A 21,172-nucleotide genomic window follows, 5' to 3' on the forward strand; every position below is an offset into this window, starting at 1 on the left:
GTTACCGGCCGCCTGCGAGAGGGGCAATTTGCCTCTATATTGCGTCTTGTCCGCCCGTGCTGCCGGGTCAGGCGCACACGCGTCGCGTCTGGCAGGAATTCATGGAAGGCGGAGGTCGCACACAGGTGAGGGCTGGAGTGACGAACGAAGATCAGCTGCTGGCGTACCTGAAACGGGTCACCGTCGATCTCCACCGGACACGAGAAAGACTGCGGGACGTCGAGGAGCGGCCGTCGGAGCCCATCGCGGTCGTCGCGATGAGCTGCCGCTATCCCGGCGGCGTCCGGACACCGGAGGACCTGTGGGAATTGGTGTCGTCGGGTGGCGACGCCATCTCGACGGTCCCGGAGGACCGCGGCTGGGACGTCGAGTCACTGGACGACGCCGCGCACGCGGGCGGATTCATCGACGACGTGGGGGACTTCGACCCGGGTTTCTTCGGGATTTCCCCGAACGAGGCGCTGGCGATGGACCCGCAGCAGCGCTTGCTCCTGGAGATGAGCTGGGAGCTGTTCGAGCGGGCGGGAATCGTTCCGGAGACCCTGCGCGGCGAACCGGTCGGCGTGTTCGCGGGCACCGCCGGTCAGGACTACTGGGACCTGCATCCGACGCCTCCGGAAAGCGTCGAGCCCTATATGAACACGGCCACCGCGGCCTCGGTGCTCTCCGGCCGTGTTTCGTACGTGTTCGGGTTCGAGGGGCCCGCGGTGACGGTGGACACGGCGTGTTCGTCGTCGTTGGTGGCCGTTCACCTGGCGGTGCAGGCGTTGCGGCGGGGGGAGTGCTCGCTGGCGGTGGCCGGCGGGACGACCGTCATGTCGAGCCCGGCCGCCTTCCTCGCGTTCGGCAGGCTCGGCGCGCTGTCTTCGGACGGGCGGTGCAGGTCGTTCGCCGGGTCGGCGGATGGTACGGGGTGGGCGGAGGGGGCGGGGGTGTTGTTGCTGGAGCGGTTGTCGGACGCTCGGCGCAACGGGCATGAGGTGTTGGCGGTGGTGCGGGGGTCGGCGGTCAATCAGGACGGTGCGAGCAATGGGATGACGGCGCCGAGTGGTCCGGCGCAGCAGCGGGTGATCGGTCAGGCGTTGGCGGGGGCTGGTCTGTCCGCTGCGGATGTGGATGTGGTGGAGGGCCACGGTACGGGGACGGTGCTGGGGGATCCGATCGAGGCGCAGGCCCTGCTGGCCACGTACGGTCGGGACCGGCCGCAGGGAAGGCCGTTGTGGTTGGGGTCGTTGAAGTCGAACATCGGGCACACGCAGGCGGCGGCGGGTGTGGCCGGTGTGATCAAGATGGTGATGGCGCTGCGCCACGGGGTGTTGCCACCGACCCTGCACGTGGGTGAGCCGTCGCGGGAGGTGGACTGGTCGTCGGGTGGGGTGCGGTTGTTGGCCGAGGCCGTGCCGTGGTCCGGCTCGGAGCGCGTGCGGCGGGCGGGGGTGTCCTCGTTCGGGATGAGCGGGACCAACGCCCACGTCATCCTCGAGGAAGCCGCTCCGGCCGACGAGCGCGATGCCGTGCGCAACGAGGTCGAGCCCCCCGACGTCCTGGCTTCCGGCCTGCTGCCGTGGCCCGTTTCGGGCCGGAGCCAGGACGCGCTGCGTGACCAGGCCGCCCGGTTGCGGGCCCGCCTGGAGGACCACCCGGAGCTCGAACCCGCGGATGTGGGTTGGTCACTGGCCACCTCACGCACCGCCATGGAACACCGGGCGGTGGTGCTGGCCCCGGACCGCGCGGGTCTCCTGGCCGGCCTCGGCGTGGTCGCCGAGGGCTCCCCGGCTCCGCAGGTCGTCACCGGCGTTTCCCCGGGCGAGGACGTCCCGGTGGTGTTCGTCTTCCCGGGGCAGGGCTCCCAGTGGGCGGGCATGGCGGTGGACCTGCTGGACTCCTCGCCGGTGTTCGCCGCGCGGATGGACGACTGCGCGCGGGCCCTGGACGGGCTGGTCGACTGGGACCTCCTGTCCGTGGTGCGAGGTGCTGACGGAACGCCGTCCATGGACCGTGCCGATGTGGTGCAGCCGGTGCTGTGGGCGGTGATGGTGTCGCTCGCCGAGGTGTGGCGCTCCTTCGGGGTGGAGCCCGAAGCGGTCCTCGGGCACTCGCAGGGGGAGATCGCCGCCGCGTGCGTGGCCGGCGCGCTGTCCTTGGAGGACGGCGCGCGCGTCGTGGCCGTACGGTCGCGGCTGATCGCCGAGGAGATCCGAGGCGAGGGCGGGATGGCGTCCGTCGCCCTGCCGTCCGCCGAGGTGGAGGAACGGCTCGCGGCCCAGGACGGCCGGTTGTCGGTCGCCGCGGTGAACGGTCCGGCCTCCGTCGTCGTCAGCGGCGACGAGCAGGCACTGCGCGAGGCGCTCGACGCATGGCGGGTGGAAGGCGTCCGGGTCCGGATGCTTCCCGTCGACTACGCCTCGCACGCGGCACAGGTGGAGCCACTGAGGGAACGGCTGCCCGCGGAACTGGGCGGGCTGCGACCGCGAAGCGCACGGGTGCCCTTCTGCTCCGGTGTGACCGGTGAACTCATGGACACCGCCGGACTGGATGCCACGTACTGGTTCACCAACCTCCGCCGGACAGTCAGGTTCGATCAGGCCGTCCGTACCCTCGTCCGTGACGGATTCGGCGTCTTCGTCGAGATCAGCGCGCACCCCGTGCTGACCGCCGCCGTCCAGGAGACGGCCGAGGCGGCCGGAGTGCCGGTCACGGCACTGGCGTCGCTGCAACGGGACAAGAGCGGGCCCGGCTGCCTGGTGAAGGCGTTGTCCGAGGCATGGGCATGCGGCGTGGGCGTGGACTGGGACGCGGTCTTCCCCGGCTGTGGCGGTCGACGGGTGGAACTGCCGACCTATGCGTTCCAGCGGCAGCGGTACTGGCTGACTTCCGGTCCGGCACCGGCGACCGACGCCACCGGCTTCGGGCAGAACGCGCTCGACCACCCCTGGCTCAGGGCCATGGTCGAACTGCCCGACCCGGGCGGGGCGGTCCTCACCGGCAGGCTGTCGCAGCAGGCACACGGCTGGCTGGCGGACCACGGCGTGCTGGGAGCGGTCGTGCTCCCCGGCACGGCGCTGGTCGACATGGCTGTCCGTGCGGGGTGTGCCGTGCACTGCCCGCGCGTGGAGGAACTGACGTTGACCGCCCCCCTCGTCCTGCCCGACCACGGGGGAGTGGACCTGCGCGTCTCGGTCGGGGCGGAAGGTGAAAACGGCCGCCGCACCGTGGAAGTGCACGCGCGCCGGGATGGCACGGTCGCCTCGGACGCACCCTGGACCCGGCACGCCACCGGAGTCCTGGGCCCGGCCACGGAGGTGGCGGAGCACCAGCCCGTCCCGTGGCCGCCCACCGGAGCCACCCCCGTCGACCTGGACGGCCACTACGACCGGTGGGCCATGGACGGTCTCGCCTACGGGCCCGCCCTCCGGGGACTGCGTGCCGTCTGGCGCCTCGGCGACGAGGTGTTCGCCGAGGTGACGCTTCCCGCGGAAGCACACGGCCACGACGACCGTTTCGTCCTCCACCCCGCCGCCCTGGACGCGGCGTTGCACGCCACGGCATTCTGTGGACTCGGTGGCCCCGGCCGGGCCGGGGTGTCGCTGCCCTTCAGCTGGTCGGGAGTGGAGCTGCACTCCACGGACGACACCACGGTGCGCGTACGACTGACCTCCGCCGGGCCGGATGCCGTTTCCGCGGAGGTGACCGACTCCTCCGGGCGCAGGTTGGCGGCGGTCGGCTCCCTGACCCTGCGCCCCGTCACCGCCGAGGCCGTGCGCGCGGCCCGCCGGCCGCCCCTGTTCCACCTGAGGTGGTCTCCGGCTCCGCCGTCCACCGGCACGACCGGCTGGGCGGACTGGCCGGCCTCGGACGCGGACGTCGTGGTCGTCCACAGTGGCGCGGGCACGGACCCCGAGGCGGTGCGTACGGCGACGCACCGTGTCCTGGACGTCCTCCAGACGTGGTCGGCCGACGAACGATACGCGCGGACGAAGCTCGTCGTCGCGACCCAGGGAGCGGTGTCCTGCGGCGACGAACCCGTGACCGACCTCGCCGGAGCGGCGGTCTGGGGACTCGTACGCTCGGCGCAGTCCGAGAACCCAGGGCGCATCCAGCTCATCGACCTGGACACATGGAACCCCGAGCTCCTGCCGTCCGTCCTGGCCTGCGACGAGCCCCAGCTCGCCGTGCGCGGAGACTCCGCCTACGCGGCCCGACTCGCCCCCACGGAGTCCGGCCAGGAGACGACGGCGTTCCCCTCCGACGGCACCGTCCTGGTGACGGGAGGAACGGGAACCCTCGGCGGCCTCCTGGCGCGCCACCTCGTGGCCGAGCACGGGGTGCGGCACCTGACACTGGTGAGCAGGCGGGGCCGTGAGGCCCCGGGAGCCGAGCGACTGGCGACGGACCTGGCCGCGCTGGGCGCCCAGGTCACCATCACTGCCTGCGACGTCGCCGACGGCGCGGCACTGGCCGTGGTGCTGGAGGGCATTCCGGCCGAGCACCCCCTGACGGCGGTGGTGCACACGGCCGGAGTCCTCGACGACGGCGTCGTCGACGCGCTGACCCCCGAGCGCGTCGACGCCGTGCTCCGGCCCAAGGCGGATGCCGCCTGGCACCTGCACGAACTGACACGCGACAAGGACCTGAAGGCCTTCGTCCTGTTCTCGGCCGCCGCCGCGCTTCTGGGCGCGCCCGGGCAGGGCAACTACGCGGCCGCGAACGCGTACCTGGACGCCCTGGCCGGGCACCGGCACGCGCAGGGGTTGCCGGCGGTGTCGCTGGCATGGGGCCTGTGGGAGCACGTCAGCGGCATGACCGGGGGGCTGACCGAGGCCGACCGAGCCCGGCTGTCCCGGCTGGGCGTACGAGCGCTGTCCACGGAGGAGGCTCTGGCCCTGTTCGACGCCGCCTGGACGGCGCGCGAGCCCGTGGTCGCACCCATCGATCTCGACCTGCCGGCCTTGCGGGCGGCGCGACGAGACGAACTTCCTCACCTTTTCAGCGATCTGGTGGGTGGCACCTCCCGCCGGGGGGCCACCGTCGACGGGACAGCGGCTGCGCACGGGTTCGCGGAGCGGCTCGCGGGAATGACGCCCTCCGAGCGCCGTACCGCCGTGGCCGATCTCGTCCGGGCCCACATCGCGGCGGTGCTGGAGCCCGAGGCGGCCGAGGCGATCGAACCGGACCAGGCGTTCAGCGAAGTCGGCTTCAATTCGCTGAAGGCGCTCGAACTGCGCAACGGGCTGCGATCCGCGACAGGACTGCGCCTCCCGGCGACCCTGATCTTCGACCACCCGAGCCCCGGCGCGCTGACCGACCATCTGCTGGCCGAACTGTTTCCGGAGGAGAAGGCCGCAGAGGTGGCCCTCCCCACCTCGACGGAGGTGAACGACGACGATCCGGTCGTGATCGTGGGCATGGGCTGCCGGTACCCGGGCGATGTCTCCTCGCCGGACGACCTGTGGCGACTCGTCAGCGAGAGGGGCGAGGGGCTCTCGGAGTTCCCGAAGGACCGTGGCTGGGACGTGCCGGTGACGAGCTCCGTGTCCGCCGGGGGCTTCCTGCACGACGCCGCGGAGTTCGACGCCGCCTTCTTCGGCATCGGCCCGATGGAGGCGCTGGCGATGGACCCCCAGCAGCGCTTGCTGCTGGAGACGACGTGGGAGGCCTTCGAACGTGCGGGCATCCCGCCCGCATCAGTCAAAGGCAGCCCGACCGGGGTCTACGCGGGCCTGATGCACCACGACTACCCGACCGCGCACAGCACGGGCAGCAGCGTCTCCGGCCGGGTTTCGTACGTGTTCGGGTTCGAGGGGCCCGCGGTGACGGTGGACACGGCGTGTTCGTCGTCGTTGGTGGCCGTTCATCTGGCGGTGCAGGCGTTGCGGCGGGGGGAGTGCTCGCTGGCGGTGGCCGGCGGGGCGACCGTCATGACGACCCCCGAGTTGTTCATCGAGTTCTCCCGCCAGGGTGCCTTGTCCCCGGACGGGCGGTGCAGGTCGTTCGCCGGGTCGGCGGACGGGGCCGGTTGGGCGGAGGGGGCGGGGGTGTTGTTGCTGGAGCGGTTGTCGGACGCTCGGCGCAACGGTCATGAGGTGTTGGCGGTGGTGCGGGGGTCGGCGGTCAATCAGGACGGTGCGAGCAATGGGATGACGGCGCCGAGCGGTCCGGCGCAGCAGCGGGTGATCCGCCAGGCATTGGCGGCCTCTGAGCTCGCTCCTGCGGACATCGATGCCGTGGAGGGACACGGTACGGGCACGGTGCTGGGGGATCCGATCGAGGCGCAGGCCCTGCTGGCCACGTACGGTCAGGACCGGCCGCAGGGAAGGCCGTTGTGGTTGGGGTCGTTGAAGTCGAACATCGGGCACACGCAGGCGGCGGCGGGTGTGGCCGGTGTGATCAAGATGGTGATGGCCTTGCGCCACGGGGTGTTGCCACCGACCCTGCATGTGGAGGAGCCGACGCCGAAGGTGGACTGGTCGTCGGGTGAGGTACGCCTGCTGACCGAGGCCGTGCCGTGGTCCGGCTCGGAGCGCGTGCGGCGGGCGGGGGTGTCCTCGTTCGGGATGAGCGGGACCAACGCCCACGTCATCCTCGAGGAAGCCCCACGCGGGGAACAGCCGGTCTCCCGGGGCGCCGAGGACGTACTCCCGGCGTGTTCCCACGAGTCCGCGATCCCCATTCCCTGGCCGGTGTCCGCGCGGACCCGGGACGCGGTGCCCGCACAAGCGCGACGACTCGCCGCCCACGTACGGGCCCACGACGAGACCGACGCGCTGGACATCGGATACGCGCTGTCCACCACCCGCGACTTCCTGCCCCACCGGGCCGTCGTCGTCGGTACGGACAGGGAGGAACTACTGCGCGGGCTGTCCGCCCTCGCTGCCGGCCGCCCGGCGCCCGGCGTGGTACGCGGTACGGGCCGTACCAGCGGCAGGACGGCTTTCCTCTTCTCCGGCCAAGGCACGCAGAGCGTCGGAATGGGCCGCGAACTGTACGGAAGCTTCCCGGTGTTCGCACAAGCCCTGGACGAGGTGTGTGCCAGGTTCGACCAGCACCTCGGCCGTCCCCTGCGCGAGGTGATCTTCGCCGAGGGCGATGACCCGGCCGTTGCCGCCCTGCTGGACGAGACGGCGTACGCGCAACCCGCCCTGTTCGCCTTCGAGGTGGCGTTGCACCGACTCCTCGACTCCTGGGGCCTGCGCCCGGATCTGGTGACGGGGCACTCGCTCGGCGAGCTGACGGCCGCATACGTGGCGGGCGTGTGGTCGCTGGACGACGCCTGTGCGCTGGTCGCAGCCCGCGGACGGCTGATGCACGCCCTGCCGCGCGGCGGTGCGATGGTGGCGGTCGGCGCCACCGAGGACGAGGTCCGCCCCTTGCTGGGAGACAGGGTGGACATCGCGGCGATCAACGGCCCCGCCTCCCTGGTGATCTCGGGAGACGAGCGGGACGTGCTCACGCTCGCGGCGCACCTGGAGGCCGGCGGTCGCAGGACCGGCCGGCTGCGGGTGTCGCACGCCTTCCATTCGCCGCTGATGGACGCGATGCTCGACGACTTCCGCCGGACCGCCGAAGGACTGGCATACGCGGAGCCCCGTGTTCCTCTCGTGTCCCACGTCACCGGGGGCCTCGCCACGGTCGAGCAGCTGTGCTCACCGGAGTACTGGACACGCCACGTGCGGGAGACCGTCCGGTTCCAGGACGGCGTGCGCTGCCTGGAATCCCAGGACGCCACTCGTTTCGTCGAACTCGGCCCGGACGCCACGTTGACGACGATGGCCCGCGCATGCCTGACCGGGCCCGAGGACCGCATCGCGCTGGTGCCGCTCCGCCGGAAGGAGCTTCCTGAGGCGACGGCGTTGGTCACCGGTGTCGGCATGCTGCACGCGGCAGGGCTTCCGGTGGACTGGGAGGCGTTCTTCACCGGTCGCGGCGCGCGTGCGGTCGCCCTGCCCACGTATGCCTTCCAGCGCCGCCGCTACTGGATGACGGCCCGTCCCTGGGCCGGCGCGGCCACGGACGGGGACCACCCCCTGCTCGGCCCCGTCGTCGACTTGGCCGAGTCGGCCGGCGCGCTCTTCAGCAGCCGCGTATCGGTGCAGGGGCAGCCCTGGCTGGCCGACCACGCGGTCGGGGGAACCGTGCTGCTCCCGGGAACCGCCTTCGTGGAACTCACCCTCCAGGCCGGGACGCGGGTCGGCTGCCCCCGGTTGGAGGAACTGACCCTGGAGGCCCCGCTCGTCCTGCCCGACCGGGGCGAAGTACAGATCCAGCTCGCCCTGGACGCGCCGGACGACTCCGGCAGCCGCCGCTTCACCGTGCACGCGAGGCCGGCCGACGACGGGCAGGCGCCCTGGAAGCGGCACGCCGGAGGAATCCTCGCCCACGGCGGCCGACCGGCGCCGTCCGACCTGACCGAGTGGCCTCCGGCGGGCGCCGAGCCGTACGGCGCCGTGGACGGGCTGTACGACCGCATGGCCGAGGTCGGGCTTGGCTACGGCCCCGCGTTCCAGGGCCTGAAGACGGTGTGGCGGCGTGGTCGTGACCTCTTCGCCGAGGTCGCCCTCGAACGCGAGGCCCACGGCGAAGCCGACCGCTTCGGACTGCACCCGGCGCTGCTGGACGCGGCACTGCACGCCCTCGCGGCGAGCGACCTGCCGGGGGAGCGGACCCGACTGCCGTTCGCCTGGTCCGGCGTCGAGCTCCATGCGAGCGGGGCCTCCCGGCTGCGCGTCCGGCTGACCCCCGACGGGCCGGACACGGTGGCCCTGGAGGCCGCCGATCCGTCCGGGCGGCCGGTGCTCTCGGCCACCTCGGTGACGCTGCGCCCGGTCTCGGCCGAGCAGCTCGCCACGTACCGGCCGACCCGCGGCGACACCCTGTTCCGGTTGGACTGGTCGCCCATCGGGTTCCTGGAGGACACCGGGCGGCCGTTGACGCGGTGGGCCCTCGTCGGCGCCGACGAACTGAAGATCCGGGCGGCCCTGGAGTCGGCCGGGGCCGTCGTGCACGCCTACGGCGACCTCGGCTCCCTCAGCCGGCTGGTGGCGGAGGGCGCGCCGGCGCCGCACGCCGTCCTGTTCGGCTGCACCGGGACCGCTACCGGCGCGCGGGAAACGGCGGAGGAGGTCCGCTCGGCCACCCGCCGGGCCCTGGACATGCTCCAGTCCTTCCTGGCGGACGAGTGGCTGACGTCCACCGAACTCGTGGTGGCGACCCGCGGAGCGGTGTCACTGCCCGGGGAGGAAGGGGGCTCCGTGGCCGGGGCGGCGGTCTGGGGACTGGTGCGGTCCGCCCAGGCGGAGCACCCGGACAGGATCGCGCTGGCCGACCTGGACGACCAGGAAGTGTCAGCCAGGGCGCTGGTGTCGGGGCTCGGCCCGGAGCCCCAGGTGGCCGTCCGCGCCGGCACGGTGCACGCGGCGCGCCTGGCCCGTGCCACGGTGCCGGAAGGACCGGAGGCGCCGGATGTGTGGGGCGCGCCGGGCACGGTGCTGGTCACGGGGGCCACGGGCGCCCTCGGGAGTCTGGTCGCGCGCCGTCTCGTCACGGAGCACGGGGTCCGGCATCTGCTGCTGCTGAGCCGGCGGGGGCGCCGGGCCGACGGTGCGGACCGGCTCGTGGCGGAACTCTCCCGGCTGGGTGCCCGGGCGGAACTGGTCGCGTGCGACGCGGCCGACCGCACCGCCCTGGCCCGGGTGCTGGCCGCGATCCCGGCCGACCGCCCCCTGGCCGCCGTCGTCCACGCCGCCGGAGTGCTCGACGACGGTGTGATCTCGTCGCTGACCGCGGAGCGTCTCGACACCGTCCTGCGGCCCAAGGCGGACGCCGCGCTCCATCTGCACGAACTCACCCAGGACCTGGACCTGACGGCGTTCGTCCTGTTCTCCTCGGCCTCCGGAGTGCTGGGCGGGCCGGGCCAGGGCAACTACGCGGCGGCCAACGCCGCCCTGGACATGCTCGCCGTACGACGCAGGAGCAGGGGACTGCCGGCGGTGTCACTGGCGTGGGGCCTGTGGGAGGAACCCGGCGGGATGGGCGCCGCGCTGGCGGAGGCCGACCGGTCGAGGCTGTCCCGGGGAGGAGTCCTGCCGCTGTCCCGGGGTGAGGCGCTCGCGCTGTTCGACGACGCCGTCCGCGCCACCGAGCCCGCGCTGGTCCCGCTGCGCCTGGACATCGGAGCGCTACGGGCCCTGGGCCCCGCGCTGCCCCGGCTGTTCCACGGCCTGGCCGCGTCGCCCCGCCGTCCGGCCGCCGTCGGCGCCGAGAACGAACCCCGGCGGCTACGGCAGCGGCTGGCCGGGCTGTCCCACGCCGAACAGGAGCACGTCCTGACGGAGCTGGTGCGGGCACACACGGCGGAGGTCCTGCGACATTCCAGCGTGCGGGACGTCGACGTCGAACGGAACTTCCTGGAGCTGGGACTCGACTCGCTCGGAGCGCTGGAGCTGCGCAACGACCTGAACGCGGCGACGGGGCTACGGTTGCCGGCGACCGTGGTGTTCGACCACCGCGGTCCCACCGAGCTGGCCCGGCACCTGCGCAAGGAACTGGCCGCTCTCCGCCCCGCCGAGAACCGGCCGCCCGGCAGCGCCGGCCCGCAGCCACCGGAGTCCCCGGCGGCGCCCGACGCGGCGGAGCCGGACACGCTGAGCGCCCTGCTGCGCGAGGCGCACGCCAACGGAAGGACCTGGGAGGGCATGGCCCTGCTCAAGGCGGCGGCGAGCATCAGGCCCGCCTTCTCCTCGGCCGCAGACCTGGAGCGTCCGCCCCTGCCGGTGCGGCTGACCACTGGTCCACGGCGCCCCCGCCTGTTCTGCGTACCTTCGCCCATGGCGATGAGCGGAGCCCAGCAGTACGCCCGGTTCGCGGGCGCCTTCCGTGAGGTGCGCGACGTCCACGTCCTGCCCGTACCGGGCTTCGTGCGGGGCGAGAGCCTGCCCGACTCGATCGACGCGGCCGCCGACGCCCTGGCGGCAGCGCTGCGCTCGGCTGCCGGGGACGATCCGTTCGTCCTGCTCGGCTACTCCGCCGGGGGGATCCTCGCGCATGCGACGGCGGCCCGTCTGGAAGAGTCGGGGACCGCGCCGGGCGGGGTCGTCCTGCTGGACACCTATCTGCCGAGCGCCCACCCGATGACGGGCTTCTTCGACCACATGCTGGGGGGCCTGCTGGAACGGGAGGAACAGTTCGGCCCGTTCAGCGCGTCGCGCCTGTCCGCGATGGGGCGGTACGCCGAGCTCGTCGACGGGTGGGCACCCCGGGAGATCGGTGCCCCGGTCCTGCTCGTACGGCCCGAGGACTCCTTCCTTCCTGCGCATGCCGCCCCAACGCCCGCGGCGCAGGTCTGGCGGGCGAGCTGGCCGCAGTCTCACGTCGCCCGTGATGTTCCCGGTGATCACTTCACGTTGCTGGAGGACACGGCGGCGTCCACCGCAGCGGTTGTCGGAGCGTGGCTGGATGCGCCGGCGTGAATAGGGGGCGCATTGAACCCGGAAGAGTGGAACACACAGGCCCGCCTCTGTGGCGGTGGCGAGCTGAACCGCAGTCGGCAACAATGCGTAGCGATGCGTAACGCATCGTGATGGATCTCTAGGCGAACTCAGGTTCGCGAGAAAGGTGGTGCCATGAAGGCGGACACCCTCACGATCAAGGCCCGGGGCTGGTTCGACATGGCCGACGCCGACAAGAACGGCGTCATCACGGTGGAGGACTTCACCCTGATGGCCGATCGGATCGTCCGCGAGTTCCCGCACGCGGACCCGAAGAAGATCGCGGCGGTGAAGGAGGCGTTCGCGGACGACTGGCGGCGTCTCGCCGAGAGGGCCGACGCGAATGCGGACGGGCAGATCACCCGGGAGGAGTTCGAGGCGGCGGTCAAGGCTGCCACCCCTGACGACTACGGCAAGGCCACCAAGCGGCAGGTGGCCGAGTTCGAGATCGCCGATGTCGACGGAGACGGCGTGCTGAGCCACCACGAGCTGGCGCGCCTCCTGAAGGCGGAGGGCCTCGACGAGAACAGCGCCTTCAGCGTCGCCGCGATCCTGGACACGGACGGCGACGGAGTCATCTCGAGGGAAGAGTGGGAGGCCGCCTCCCGCAAGTACTTCACGGGAGACGACCCGTTCGCGGGTCTGCTGCAGCGAGCGGTCAGCGGCGCCGGCGCCTGACCTGCCGGCATCGAAGCGAACCGCCCGTCACCATCTGACGGGCGGTTCGCTTTTCGGGCCGGACAGTACCGGATCAGGAGTTCTCCATCAGGTTTTGCGGGAGGTCGGCCGGAATGTCCTGGCGGCGGGTGATGCCGAGCTTGCGATAGACGCGCGTGAGGTGTTGCTCGACCGTGCTGACGGTGATGTGGAGCCTCTGCGCGATCTGGCGGTTCGAGCAGCCCTGGGCCGCGAGTGCCGCGACTCGCGACTCCGAGGCACTCAACATCTTGTCCGCTGCTGCCCCGAAACCGGGCCGGTCCGACAGGACCTCCTGGTGGAGAGGCTCGGCTCCGCACCTCTTGGCCACCGTGCGCGCCTGCTCCGCAATTGAACCGGCTCGTACGGACTCACCGAGCGCTAGAAGCACCCCCCCCAGATCCGCCATCGAGCGGGCCAGTGCCAGCTGGTCGCCGGCCGTGCGCGACTCGGCCACCGCCTGCTCGAGCAAGGGAAGCCGCCGCTCGGGGCCACGGGTCGCCTCGCGCAGTCGTAAGGTGACACCGCGAACCCACGGGCGGCGAGCGTCCGCCGTGGACAGCTGCTGCTTCAGGAGCAGCTCCGCCCGGTCCCGCTCGCCGAGTCCCAGCAGCGCCTCGGCGGCATCGCTGCGCCAGGGCAACAGGACGGGCCGGTCGACCGCCCAGCGCCGCATCAGGCTGCCGGCCCGCAGAAAGTCCTCCAGCGCCGGGCCGTTCCGGCCGGTCGCCAGCAAGTACTGGCCGCGGGCCCGGAGGTAGAACAGCCCGTACGCGGTGGTGAACACCGCCTCGGGGACTGGCCGGCCGAGCTGCCAGTCCACGGCCTCATACCGGCCCAGAGCGGTACGAGCACGGATCAAAGTCGCCGTCGGAGCCCAGACGAGCAGGCTGGTGTCGCCTTCCGGCAGGCATCGCAGGGCCGAAAGGGCATGGGCCTCGGCGTCGCGAAGATCGCCGCAGAGCAGCAGCGCCTCGGCCAGGAGCGTGCCGAACATGAGCCGCCATCCAGGGGCCTCCCGGCGGACGGCTTCCTCGATCAGGGGGCGACACCAGTGCACGGCCTGCTGCGGCCGTCCACACCTGATCAGGCGCCATAAGGCCTGCGCGATGTGCCCCGCTGTCGCGTCGGTGAGCACGGCCGACCGCAGCAGCCTCACCGCGTCCGAAGCGGCGGTCCGGTCGTCCAGCTCCTCGGGTACGGCCGCCCAGAACCAGGTTCCCGGCGCCACTCGGCCAGTGACCGTCACCCTCTGCTCGGGCAGGGGGGTCGGCTCGCGGACCTCGGAGGCCTCGGCGATCCGCCCCTGAGCCGTCAGTTGCCCGGCCAACGCGTCGAGCTGCGTGGCGGGCAGCCGACCGGCGCGCAACTCTTCGAGAGGCTCGGACAGGTGGTGCTCTCCGGCCGCCGGGTCGAGCCGCCATGTAACAGCCGCGAGCCTGAGCTTGGTCGAGGTGCGCGTCTCCCCGTCGGTGCAGAGACCGTGGGCGAGTTCCAGCAGGGCGACGGATTCGTTCGCCTTGTCCTCGGCGAGCAGTTCACCGGCGGCCTCGTGCGCGACGGCGAACGCCCACTGCGCGTCGAGCGGAGGCACCCCCGCCCGCGCGGAAGCCAGGAGATGCCGGGCCACCGTGGGCGCGGGTGCTCCGTAGGCGTGCAACAGCGGCGCCGCTCGCCGGTGGAGCCATCCGCGCGCCGATGGGCCCATGGCGTCCAGGACCAGACCTTCGGCGGCGGGGTGGCGGAACCGGTAACGGTCGAGGATGCCCGCCGAGTTCAGGGCCCGGACCTGCCGGGACACGGCCGCCACCGTGATGCCGAGCAGTCGGGCGGCGCGCTCGGCGGTGGCGAGGTCGCCGCCCAGGACCGCGAGCGACGCGGCGACAGCGAGGGCCGGCGGCCCACTGCGCACCAGACAGGCGATGAGCGCCTTGCCGAACAGGTCCTCACTGGCGACCCTCGCGGCCCTGTCGGCCTCCGATGCCTCTCGGCGGCCGTCGGAGGGCGTGGTCAGCCGGTGGTCCTCCAACAGGGCTCGCAGCAACAGCGGATTCCCGCCGCTCGTCTCGTACAGATCCACGACGTCGACGCCGGGGTCGGTGGGCTTTGCGGTGCGGGCGATCACCCGGGCCACGGCGAAACGGCTCAGGCGTTCGAGACGGATGCGGAGGAAGCCGCGATGGCGCAGGAGTTCCGTGCAGAACCCGGAATCCTGCACCTCGTTGCCCAGGGGCCAACTGAGGGCCAGGAGCAACCGCGAGGAACGGGCGTGGTGAACCACGTACTTCAAGTACGTCAGGGAAGCGGGGTCGGAGTGATGGAGGTCGTCGACGCAGCACACCACGGGCGTGCTGATGCTCTGACGGTGCAGCGCGGCGAAGAACTGTCCCATGGGGAGCACGGACGGGGGATCGGCCGGCGGTGAGGGCGGCACCAGCAGGCCCGTGTGCGGCGAGCTGCCGGCCAGCTGCCGCAGAACGCCGAACGGCAGACGTCTCTCCGCCTTTGAACCCGCGGCACGCAGCACGGCGGCGCCCACGGTGGCTGCCTGCTCCGCGACCGTGGCAAGGAGTTCACTCTTGCCGCAGCCCGCCGCCCCTTCGACCACGAGGATCCGTGGTCTTCCGGCCACGCAGTCGGCGAGTGCGGATTCCAGTTGGGTGAGTTCTGAACTTCGGTCGAGCAGCGTCATATTCGATCTCGGTAATTATCTGGTGGTTAAATAGCATCGCAACGCCTGGCGAGGTGTATCGCCATGTTTCAGAGTACCCTGCATGTTACTTTCGGCTGGGCATGCCTTGTGGGCCTCGGTTTTCCGGCCGTGCTTTTATCTTTCATAGTTTTGTATGCCGAACAGGGGTCTCGTGGATAACGAGGAAAAACTTCTCTCCTATCTCCGACGGGCAACTGCCGATCTGCGTGCCACCCGTGAGCGTCTCGCTGAGGTGGAACGCGCTGCCGACCGCGAGCCGATCGCCATCATCTCCATGGCCTGCAGGTATCCCGGAGGGATCGCCTCTCCGGAGGACCTGTGGCATGCGGTGGCCAACGGCGCGGACGCGGTGTCGGAATTCCCGGCGGATCGTGGCTGGGACATCGACCGTCTCTATGACGCGAGCGGTGAACAGCCGGACTCGATTTACACGCGTTTTGGCGGATTCTTGCGGGATGTGGCCGAATTTGATGCGCGCTTCTTCGGGATCACTCCCAGGGAAGCCCGTCTGACCGATCCCCAGGAGCGGATGATGCTGGAGATCTCCTGGGAGGTGCTGGAACGGGGAGGGATCGACCCGCAGACGCTGAGAGGAAGCGACACCGGTGTCTTCACCGGGTTGATGTACCACGATTACGCCCTGGGGTACGACCCCAGCGGGACGAGCGGCGGCGGGCAGGTGTCTGGACGCGTCGCCTACACGCTGGGCCTCGAAGGGGCCGCGGTGACCGTGGACACCGCCTGTTCGTCCTCGCTCGTGGCCCTGCACCTGGCCGTCCACGCACTCCACCGGGGTGACTGCACCTTGGCATTGGCGGGCGGTGTCACGGTCATGGGCACCCCGGGGATGTTCGTCCACTTCAGCAACAACCGGGGACTCGCCCCGGACGGGCGGTGCAGATCCTTCGGATCGGGAGCGGATGGCACTGGACTCGCCGAGGGCGCGGGTGTCCTGCTGCTGGAACGCCTGTCGGACGCCCGTCGCAACAACCATCCCGTACTGGCGCTGGTACGGGGGTCCGCCGCGAACCAGGACGGAGCCTCCAACGGGCTCACGTCCCCCAACGGCCTCGCCCAACAACGCGTCATTCGACAGGCGTTGGCGCACGCCGGTATCTCCGCCGCGGAGGTCGACGCCGTAGAGGGCCACGGTACGGGCACCGTGCTGGGAGACCCCATCGAGGCACAGGCCCTGCTGGCCACCTACGGTCAGGACCGACCGCAGGACGAGCCGCTGTGGCTGGGCTCCGTGAAGTCGAACATCGGACACGCCCAGGCTGCCGCGGGCGTGGCAGGCGTCATCAAGATGGTGCAGGCGATGCGGCACGGGGTCCTGCCCCGGTCCTTGCACCTCGACGAGCCGACCCCGCACGTGGACTGGTCGACGGGGCACGTCCGGTTGTTGGCCGAGGCCCGAGCCTGGCCGGATCTCGGGCGGCCGCGCAGGGCAGGGGTGTCCTCGTTCGGGATGAGTGGCACCAATGGGCACGTCATCCTGGAACAGGCCCCTGAGCCCGAGTCCCCGGAGAGCACCGCTACGAGCGCACCCGCCGACTCCCGGCGTTCCTGGCCGGAGGGTTGCCCGCTGCCTTGGATCGTGTCCGCCCGAACGCCGGATGCTCTGTGTGCCCAGGCCGACCGCCTCCGACGCCGACTGGAGGCAGGTGAGACGGGCTCCCCCGCCGACCTCGACGTCGCCTACTCGCTGGCGACCTCGCGCACTGCGATGGAACAGCGTGCGGCCGTGGTGGCCGCGGACCACGAGGAGCTGATCCAGGGCCTCACGGCGATCGCCCAGGGAGAGCGGCACCCGCATGTGCTGCGGTCGGACCGCCTCGGGGAGGGCCAGATGGCCTTCGTGTTTCCGGGGCAGGGGGCGCAGCGGCTGGGGATGGGGCAAGGGCTGTGCGAGGCGTTTCCGGTGTTCGCGCGCGCATGGGATGCGGTGGTGGCTGAGTTCGATGGTGTCCTGGGTCTTTCCCTGCAGGATGTGGTGTGGGGTGAGGACGAGGCGCACTTGAGCCGTACGGAATTCGCGCAGCCGGCGTTGTTCGCGGTCGAGGTGGCGTTGTTCCGGCTTCTGGAGTCGTGGGGTGTGCGGCCCGACTTCGTCGCGGGGCATTCGATCGGTGAGCTGGCCGCCGCGCATGTGGCGGGTGCGCTGTCGCTGTCCGATGCGGTGCGACTCGTCGCGGCGCGGGGCCGCCTGATGGGGGCGCTTCCTGAGGGTGGGGTGATGGTGGCGGTGGAGGCGTCGGAGGGGGAGGTGGTGCCGTTGTTGACGTCGGGGGTGGGTCTGGCGGCGGTGAACGGTCCGCGGTCGGTGGTGGTCTCCGGTGTCGGGGAGGAGGTGGTGCGGATCGCGGAGTGGTTCGCGGGTCGGGGGCGCAGGACGCGGAGGTTGGGGGTGTCGCATGGGTTTCATTCGCCGTTGATGGAGCCGATGCTCGACGACTTCCGCTCTGTCGCACAGGTCATGTCGTATGAGGCTCCGCGGATTCCTGTGGTGTCGACGGTGACCGGTCGTCTTGCCACGGCGGGTGAGATCTGTTCCCCGGAGTACTGGGTGCGGCAGGTGCGGGACACGGTGCGGTTCGCGGACACGGTTCGGGCGCTGGACGGGCGTGGTGTCACGACGTATCTGGAGCTGGGGCCGGACGCGGTGCTGTCGGCCATGGGCGCCGACTGCCTTGAAAACGACACGGGCTTCGTGCCCCTGCTACGCAAGGACCAGCCCGAGTCGGCGGCGCTCGTCCGTGCCGTCGCGCAGGCGTCCGTGCGCGGGGTGCCCGTGGACTGGAGGGCCTTCTTCGCCGGACGCGGAGCGCGCCGTGTCGATCTGCCCACCTATGCCTTCCAACGTCAGCGGTACTGGACCGATGCCCGAGCCACCACAGGGCGCGATCTGTCCGCCAAGGGGCTCGACCCTGTCGACCACCCCTTTCTGGGTGCCGCCGTGCGGCTGCCCGGAACAGGCGAGACCGTCCTCACGGGCCGGTTGTCACTCGGCGCGCTGCCCTGGCTGGCCGATCATCGGATCGGTGACACGGTTCTGTTCCCCGGCACGGGGTTCGTCGAGCTGGCGCTGCGGGCGGGCGACGAGGTCGGAGCGCAGGTCCTTGAGGAGCTGACGCTCCCGGCACCGCTGGTGCTGACCGAGCACGGTGCCGCGGTGCGGGTGCAGGTGACCGTGGGCATGGCGGACGAGGCAGGCACGCGTACCGTCACCATCCACTCACGGCCCGAAGACGCTCCGGATGCGCCCTGGACACTGCACGCGGAGGGCGTACTCGGGTTGGGGGAACACCTGCCGACGACGGCTTCGGCTCCGGACCCGGAGCCGTGGCCGCCCGCCGATGCCACCCCCCTCGACCTCACCTCGGTCTACGACCGGCTGGGCGCCCTGGGCTACGACTACGGGCCGGTGTTCCAAGGGCTCCGCGCCGCGTGGCAGCGCGGTGACCAGCTGTTCGCGGAAGTCGGCCTGCCGGAGACGGCCCACCCCGATGCCGACCTCTTCGGCATGCACCCCGCCCTGTTGGACGCGGCGCTGCACCTGCTCCCGCTGGACGAGAGCCGCCCCGACGGCGGGGGCCCGGCCCTGCCCTTCGTCTGGAACACGGTCCGCCTCCACGCCTCGGGCGGGACCGCGGCCCGGGTGCGGCTTACGCCGACGGGGCCGGATGCCACGAGCCTCGTCCTCGCCGATGCCTCCGGTCAGCCCGTGCTGTCGATGGACTCGCTCGTGGCGCGGCCGGTATCGGCAGACCGACCCGCGGGCGTCGGCGCCGTGCCCGGTCAGGCGGACGGCCACACCCGCCGGAAGACCTCGGCCGCGGTCGTCGCGGACCGGGCGGATGCGGCACATGCGCAGGTGGCGCGGCGTCTCGTCGGGATGGGCGGGGACAACCGTGAGGCGGCCGTGCTGGATCTGGTCCGCAGACAGGTGGCGGTCACCCTGGGGCACGCCGACTGGGAGTCGATCGAGCCGGAGAACGTGTTCAGCGACCTCGGCTTCGACTCCCTCACCGCGGTGGAGTTCCGCAACAGGATGAACACGGTGACGGGCCTTCGCCTTCCGGCGTCGCTCGCTTTCGACCACCCGACCGCGCGAGCGGTCGCCGCATACGTGAGTGCCCGTGTCGCTCCGGTGGAGACCGACCCCGCCCGCCCCGTGCTCACGGCGCTCGACCGCCTCGCCTCGGCGCTCTCGGCGGTCCCTGCAGACTTCGGCGACGGCGCGCCGATCACCGCTCGGCTGGAGGCGCTGCTGCGGAACTGGCGCGACATCCACGACGGCGCCGCCGAGGCGGGCCCGGAGCACCGTGACTACACGACGGTCGATGACGACGAGTTGTTCACCGTCCTGGACAGCGAACTGGGAATCGGACATGGCGATGGGTAACGAGGAAAAGCTGCGGGAGTACCTCCGGCGCGCCACGGCTGAACTGCAGCGGACCAAGGCCACGCTGCGCGAAGCCGAGGCACAGCAGCACGCGCCGATCGCCGTCGTGGCGATGAGCTGCCGGTACCCGGGCGGCGTCACGACCCCCGAAGAACTGTGGGATCTCGTGGACCGGGGAGCGGACGCGATCTCGCCGTTCCCCACGGACCGGGGCTGGGACATCGGCGCTCTGTACGACCCGGTGCCCGGCACACGCGGCAAGACGTACGTGAAAGAGGGCGGCTTCCTGCACGACGCCGGACAGTTCGACGCCGAGTTCTTCAAGCTCGCCCCGAGCGAGGCCCGGGAGACCGACCCGCAGCAACGGCTGCTGCTGGAGACGGCGTGGGAAGCACTGGAACGCGCCGGCATCGACCCGACCTCCCTGGCGGGCAGCCCGACCGGCGTGTTCGCCGGTGTCATGCCCAATCGCTACGGAGACGAAGGCGACACGGGCGCCATGCCCGGTGTCGCCGCCGGCCGCATCGCGTACACGCTCGGGCTCGAAGGTCCCACCCTCGCTGTCGACACGGTGTGCTCGTCGTCGCTGGTGGCCGTGCACCTGGCGGTCCGCTCTCTGCGAGCGGGCGACTGCGCCATGGCCCTGGCGGGCGGGGCGACCGTGATGACGGGGCCCGGTCCGTTCATCGGCTTCAGCCGACAGCGAGGCCTTTCCCCCGATGCCCGCTGCAAGTCGTTCGCCGCCTCCGCGGACGGCACCGTCTGGGCGGAGGGCGCCGGGATGCTCCTGCTGGAACGGCTCCCCGACGCCCAGCGGAACGGCCATCCCGTACTGGCCGTGATCCGCGGCAGCGCCGTCAACTCCGACGGAACCTCGAACGGGCTGACCGCCCCGAACGGCCCGTCGCAGGAGCGCGTCGTCCTGCAGGCCCTGCGGGACGCCCAGTTGACCGCCGACCAGGTCGACGCGGTCGAGGCGCACGGCACGGGGACGGCACTCGGCGACCCGATCGAGGCGCAGGCCCTGCTGGCCACGTACGGTCAGGGCCGGTCGGAGGACAGGCCGCTGCGGCTGGGAAGCCTCAAGTCCAACATCGGGCACGCGCAGGCCGCGGCCGGTGTCGGCGGAATCATCAAGATGGTTCAGGCCCTGCGGCAGCAGGTGTTGCCGCGAACTCTCCACGTCGATCGGCCGACGCCGTACGTGGACTGGGCGGCCGGCCGCGTCGAACTGCTCACCGAGCCCGTGCCCTGGCCGGCGGGTGGGCGCACGCGCCGGGCGGGGGTGTCCTCGTTCGGCGCGGGCGGCACCAACGCGCATGTGATCCTCGAAGAGGCTCCGGCACCGGACGACCTCGGCACCAGCACCGGATCAGCACCGGTCGACAGGCGTTCCGCCGTTCCGCTGTGCGTCTCCGGCAGAACCGAGCCCGGCCTGCGCGCACAGGCCGGGCGGCTGGCAGATCACCTGCACAGCCACCCCGGCAGCGGGCTGCTGGACCATGGCTTCTCGCTGGCGGTTTCACGAGCCGCACTTGAGCACCGCGCCGTACTGGTCGCGAAGGACCGTGCCGAGGCAGCGCGTGCCCTGAAGGCGTTCGCCGAGGGCGCGGCACCGCCGGATCTCGTCCACGGCCTGGTCCAGCCCGGAGGGCGCCTTGCGTTCCTCTTCCCCGGTCAGGGGGGTCGTTTGCTGGGTGCCGGTCGTGAGCTCCGTGCGGTCTGTCCGGTGTTCGCCGGGGCGGTGGAGGAGGCCATGGGCTATCTCGATCTGCAGTTGGAGCGGCCTTTGGCGGAGGTGTTGTGGGGTGGGGACGCGGGGTTGGCGGGGCGGACGGTGTTCGTGCAGGCGGGGTTGTTCGCGGTGGGGGTGGG

The 21,172-nt window shown here is 71.7% G+C and carries 4 protein-coding genes and 1 pseudogene; 4 read left to right on the top strand and 1 reads right to left on the bottom strand.

The window, feature by feature from the left end; all coding sequences use genetic code 11:
• The first annotated feature begins 101 nt into the window (after window positions 1-101).
• Together IE180_RS21285 and IE180_RS21290 are read left to right on the top strand one after the other, a co-directional pair.
• Window positions 102-11,465: an SDR family NAD(P)-dependent oxidoreductase gene (locus IE180_RS21285; RefSeq protein ID WP_190158501.1), complete on the top strand. Its 11,364-nt coding sequence runs from the start codon at window positions 102-104 to the stop codon at window positions 11,463-11,465.
• Between the two features lie 153 nt (window positions 11,466-11,618).
• Window positions 11,619-12,161 carry an EF-hand domain-containing protein gene (locus tag IE180_RS21290; protein WP_190158502.1) on the top strand — a complete coding sequence of 181 codons (543 nt, stop codon included), beginning with the start codon at window positions 11,619-11,621 and terminating at the stop codon, window positions 12,159-12,161.
• Between the two features lie 73 nt (window positions 12,162-12,234).
• On the opposite strand, the gene IE180_RS21295 is transcribed toward IE180_RS21290, so the two are convergent.
• Window positions 12,235-14,871 (bottom strand): helix-turn-helix transcriptional regulator, encoded by a 2,637-nt coding sequence (locus IE180_RS21295; protein ID WP_190158503.1) that lies wholly within the window; start codon window positions 14,869-14,871, stop codon window positions 12,235-12,237.
• 178 nt (window positions 14,872-15,049) lie between these two features.
• On the opposite strand from IE180_RS21295, the pseudogene IE180_RS21300 reads away from it, so the two are divergent.
• Together IE180_RS21300 and IE180_RS21305 are read left to right on the top strand one after the other, a co-directional pair.
• Window positions 15,050-19,297: pseudogene (locus IE180_RS21300) on the top strand (type I polyketide synthase); the annotation flags it as partial.
• On the top strand, window positions 19,290-21,172 hold a 1,883-nt coding region (locus tag IE180_RS21305), incomplete at its 3' end, for a type I polyketide synthase (RefSeq protein WP_190158518.1). The pseudogene IE180_RS21300 and the gene IE180_RS21305, both read left to right, overlap by 8 nt.

It is taken from the genome of Streptomyces litmocidini, from assembly GCF_014649755.1.
In the GTDB taxonomy this organism is placed as follows: Bacteria; Actinomycetota; Actinomycetes; order Streptomycetales; family Streptomycetaceae; genus Streptomyces; species Streptomyces litmocidini.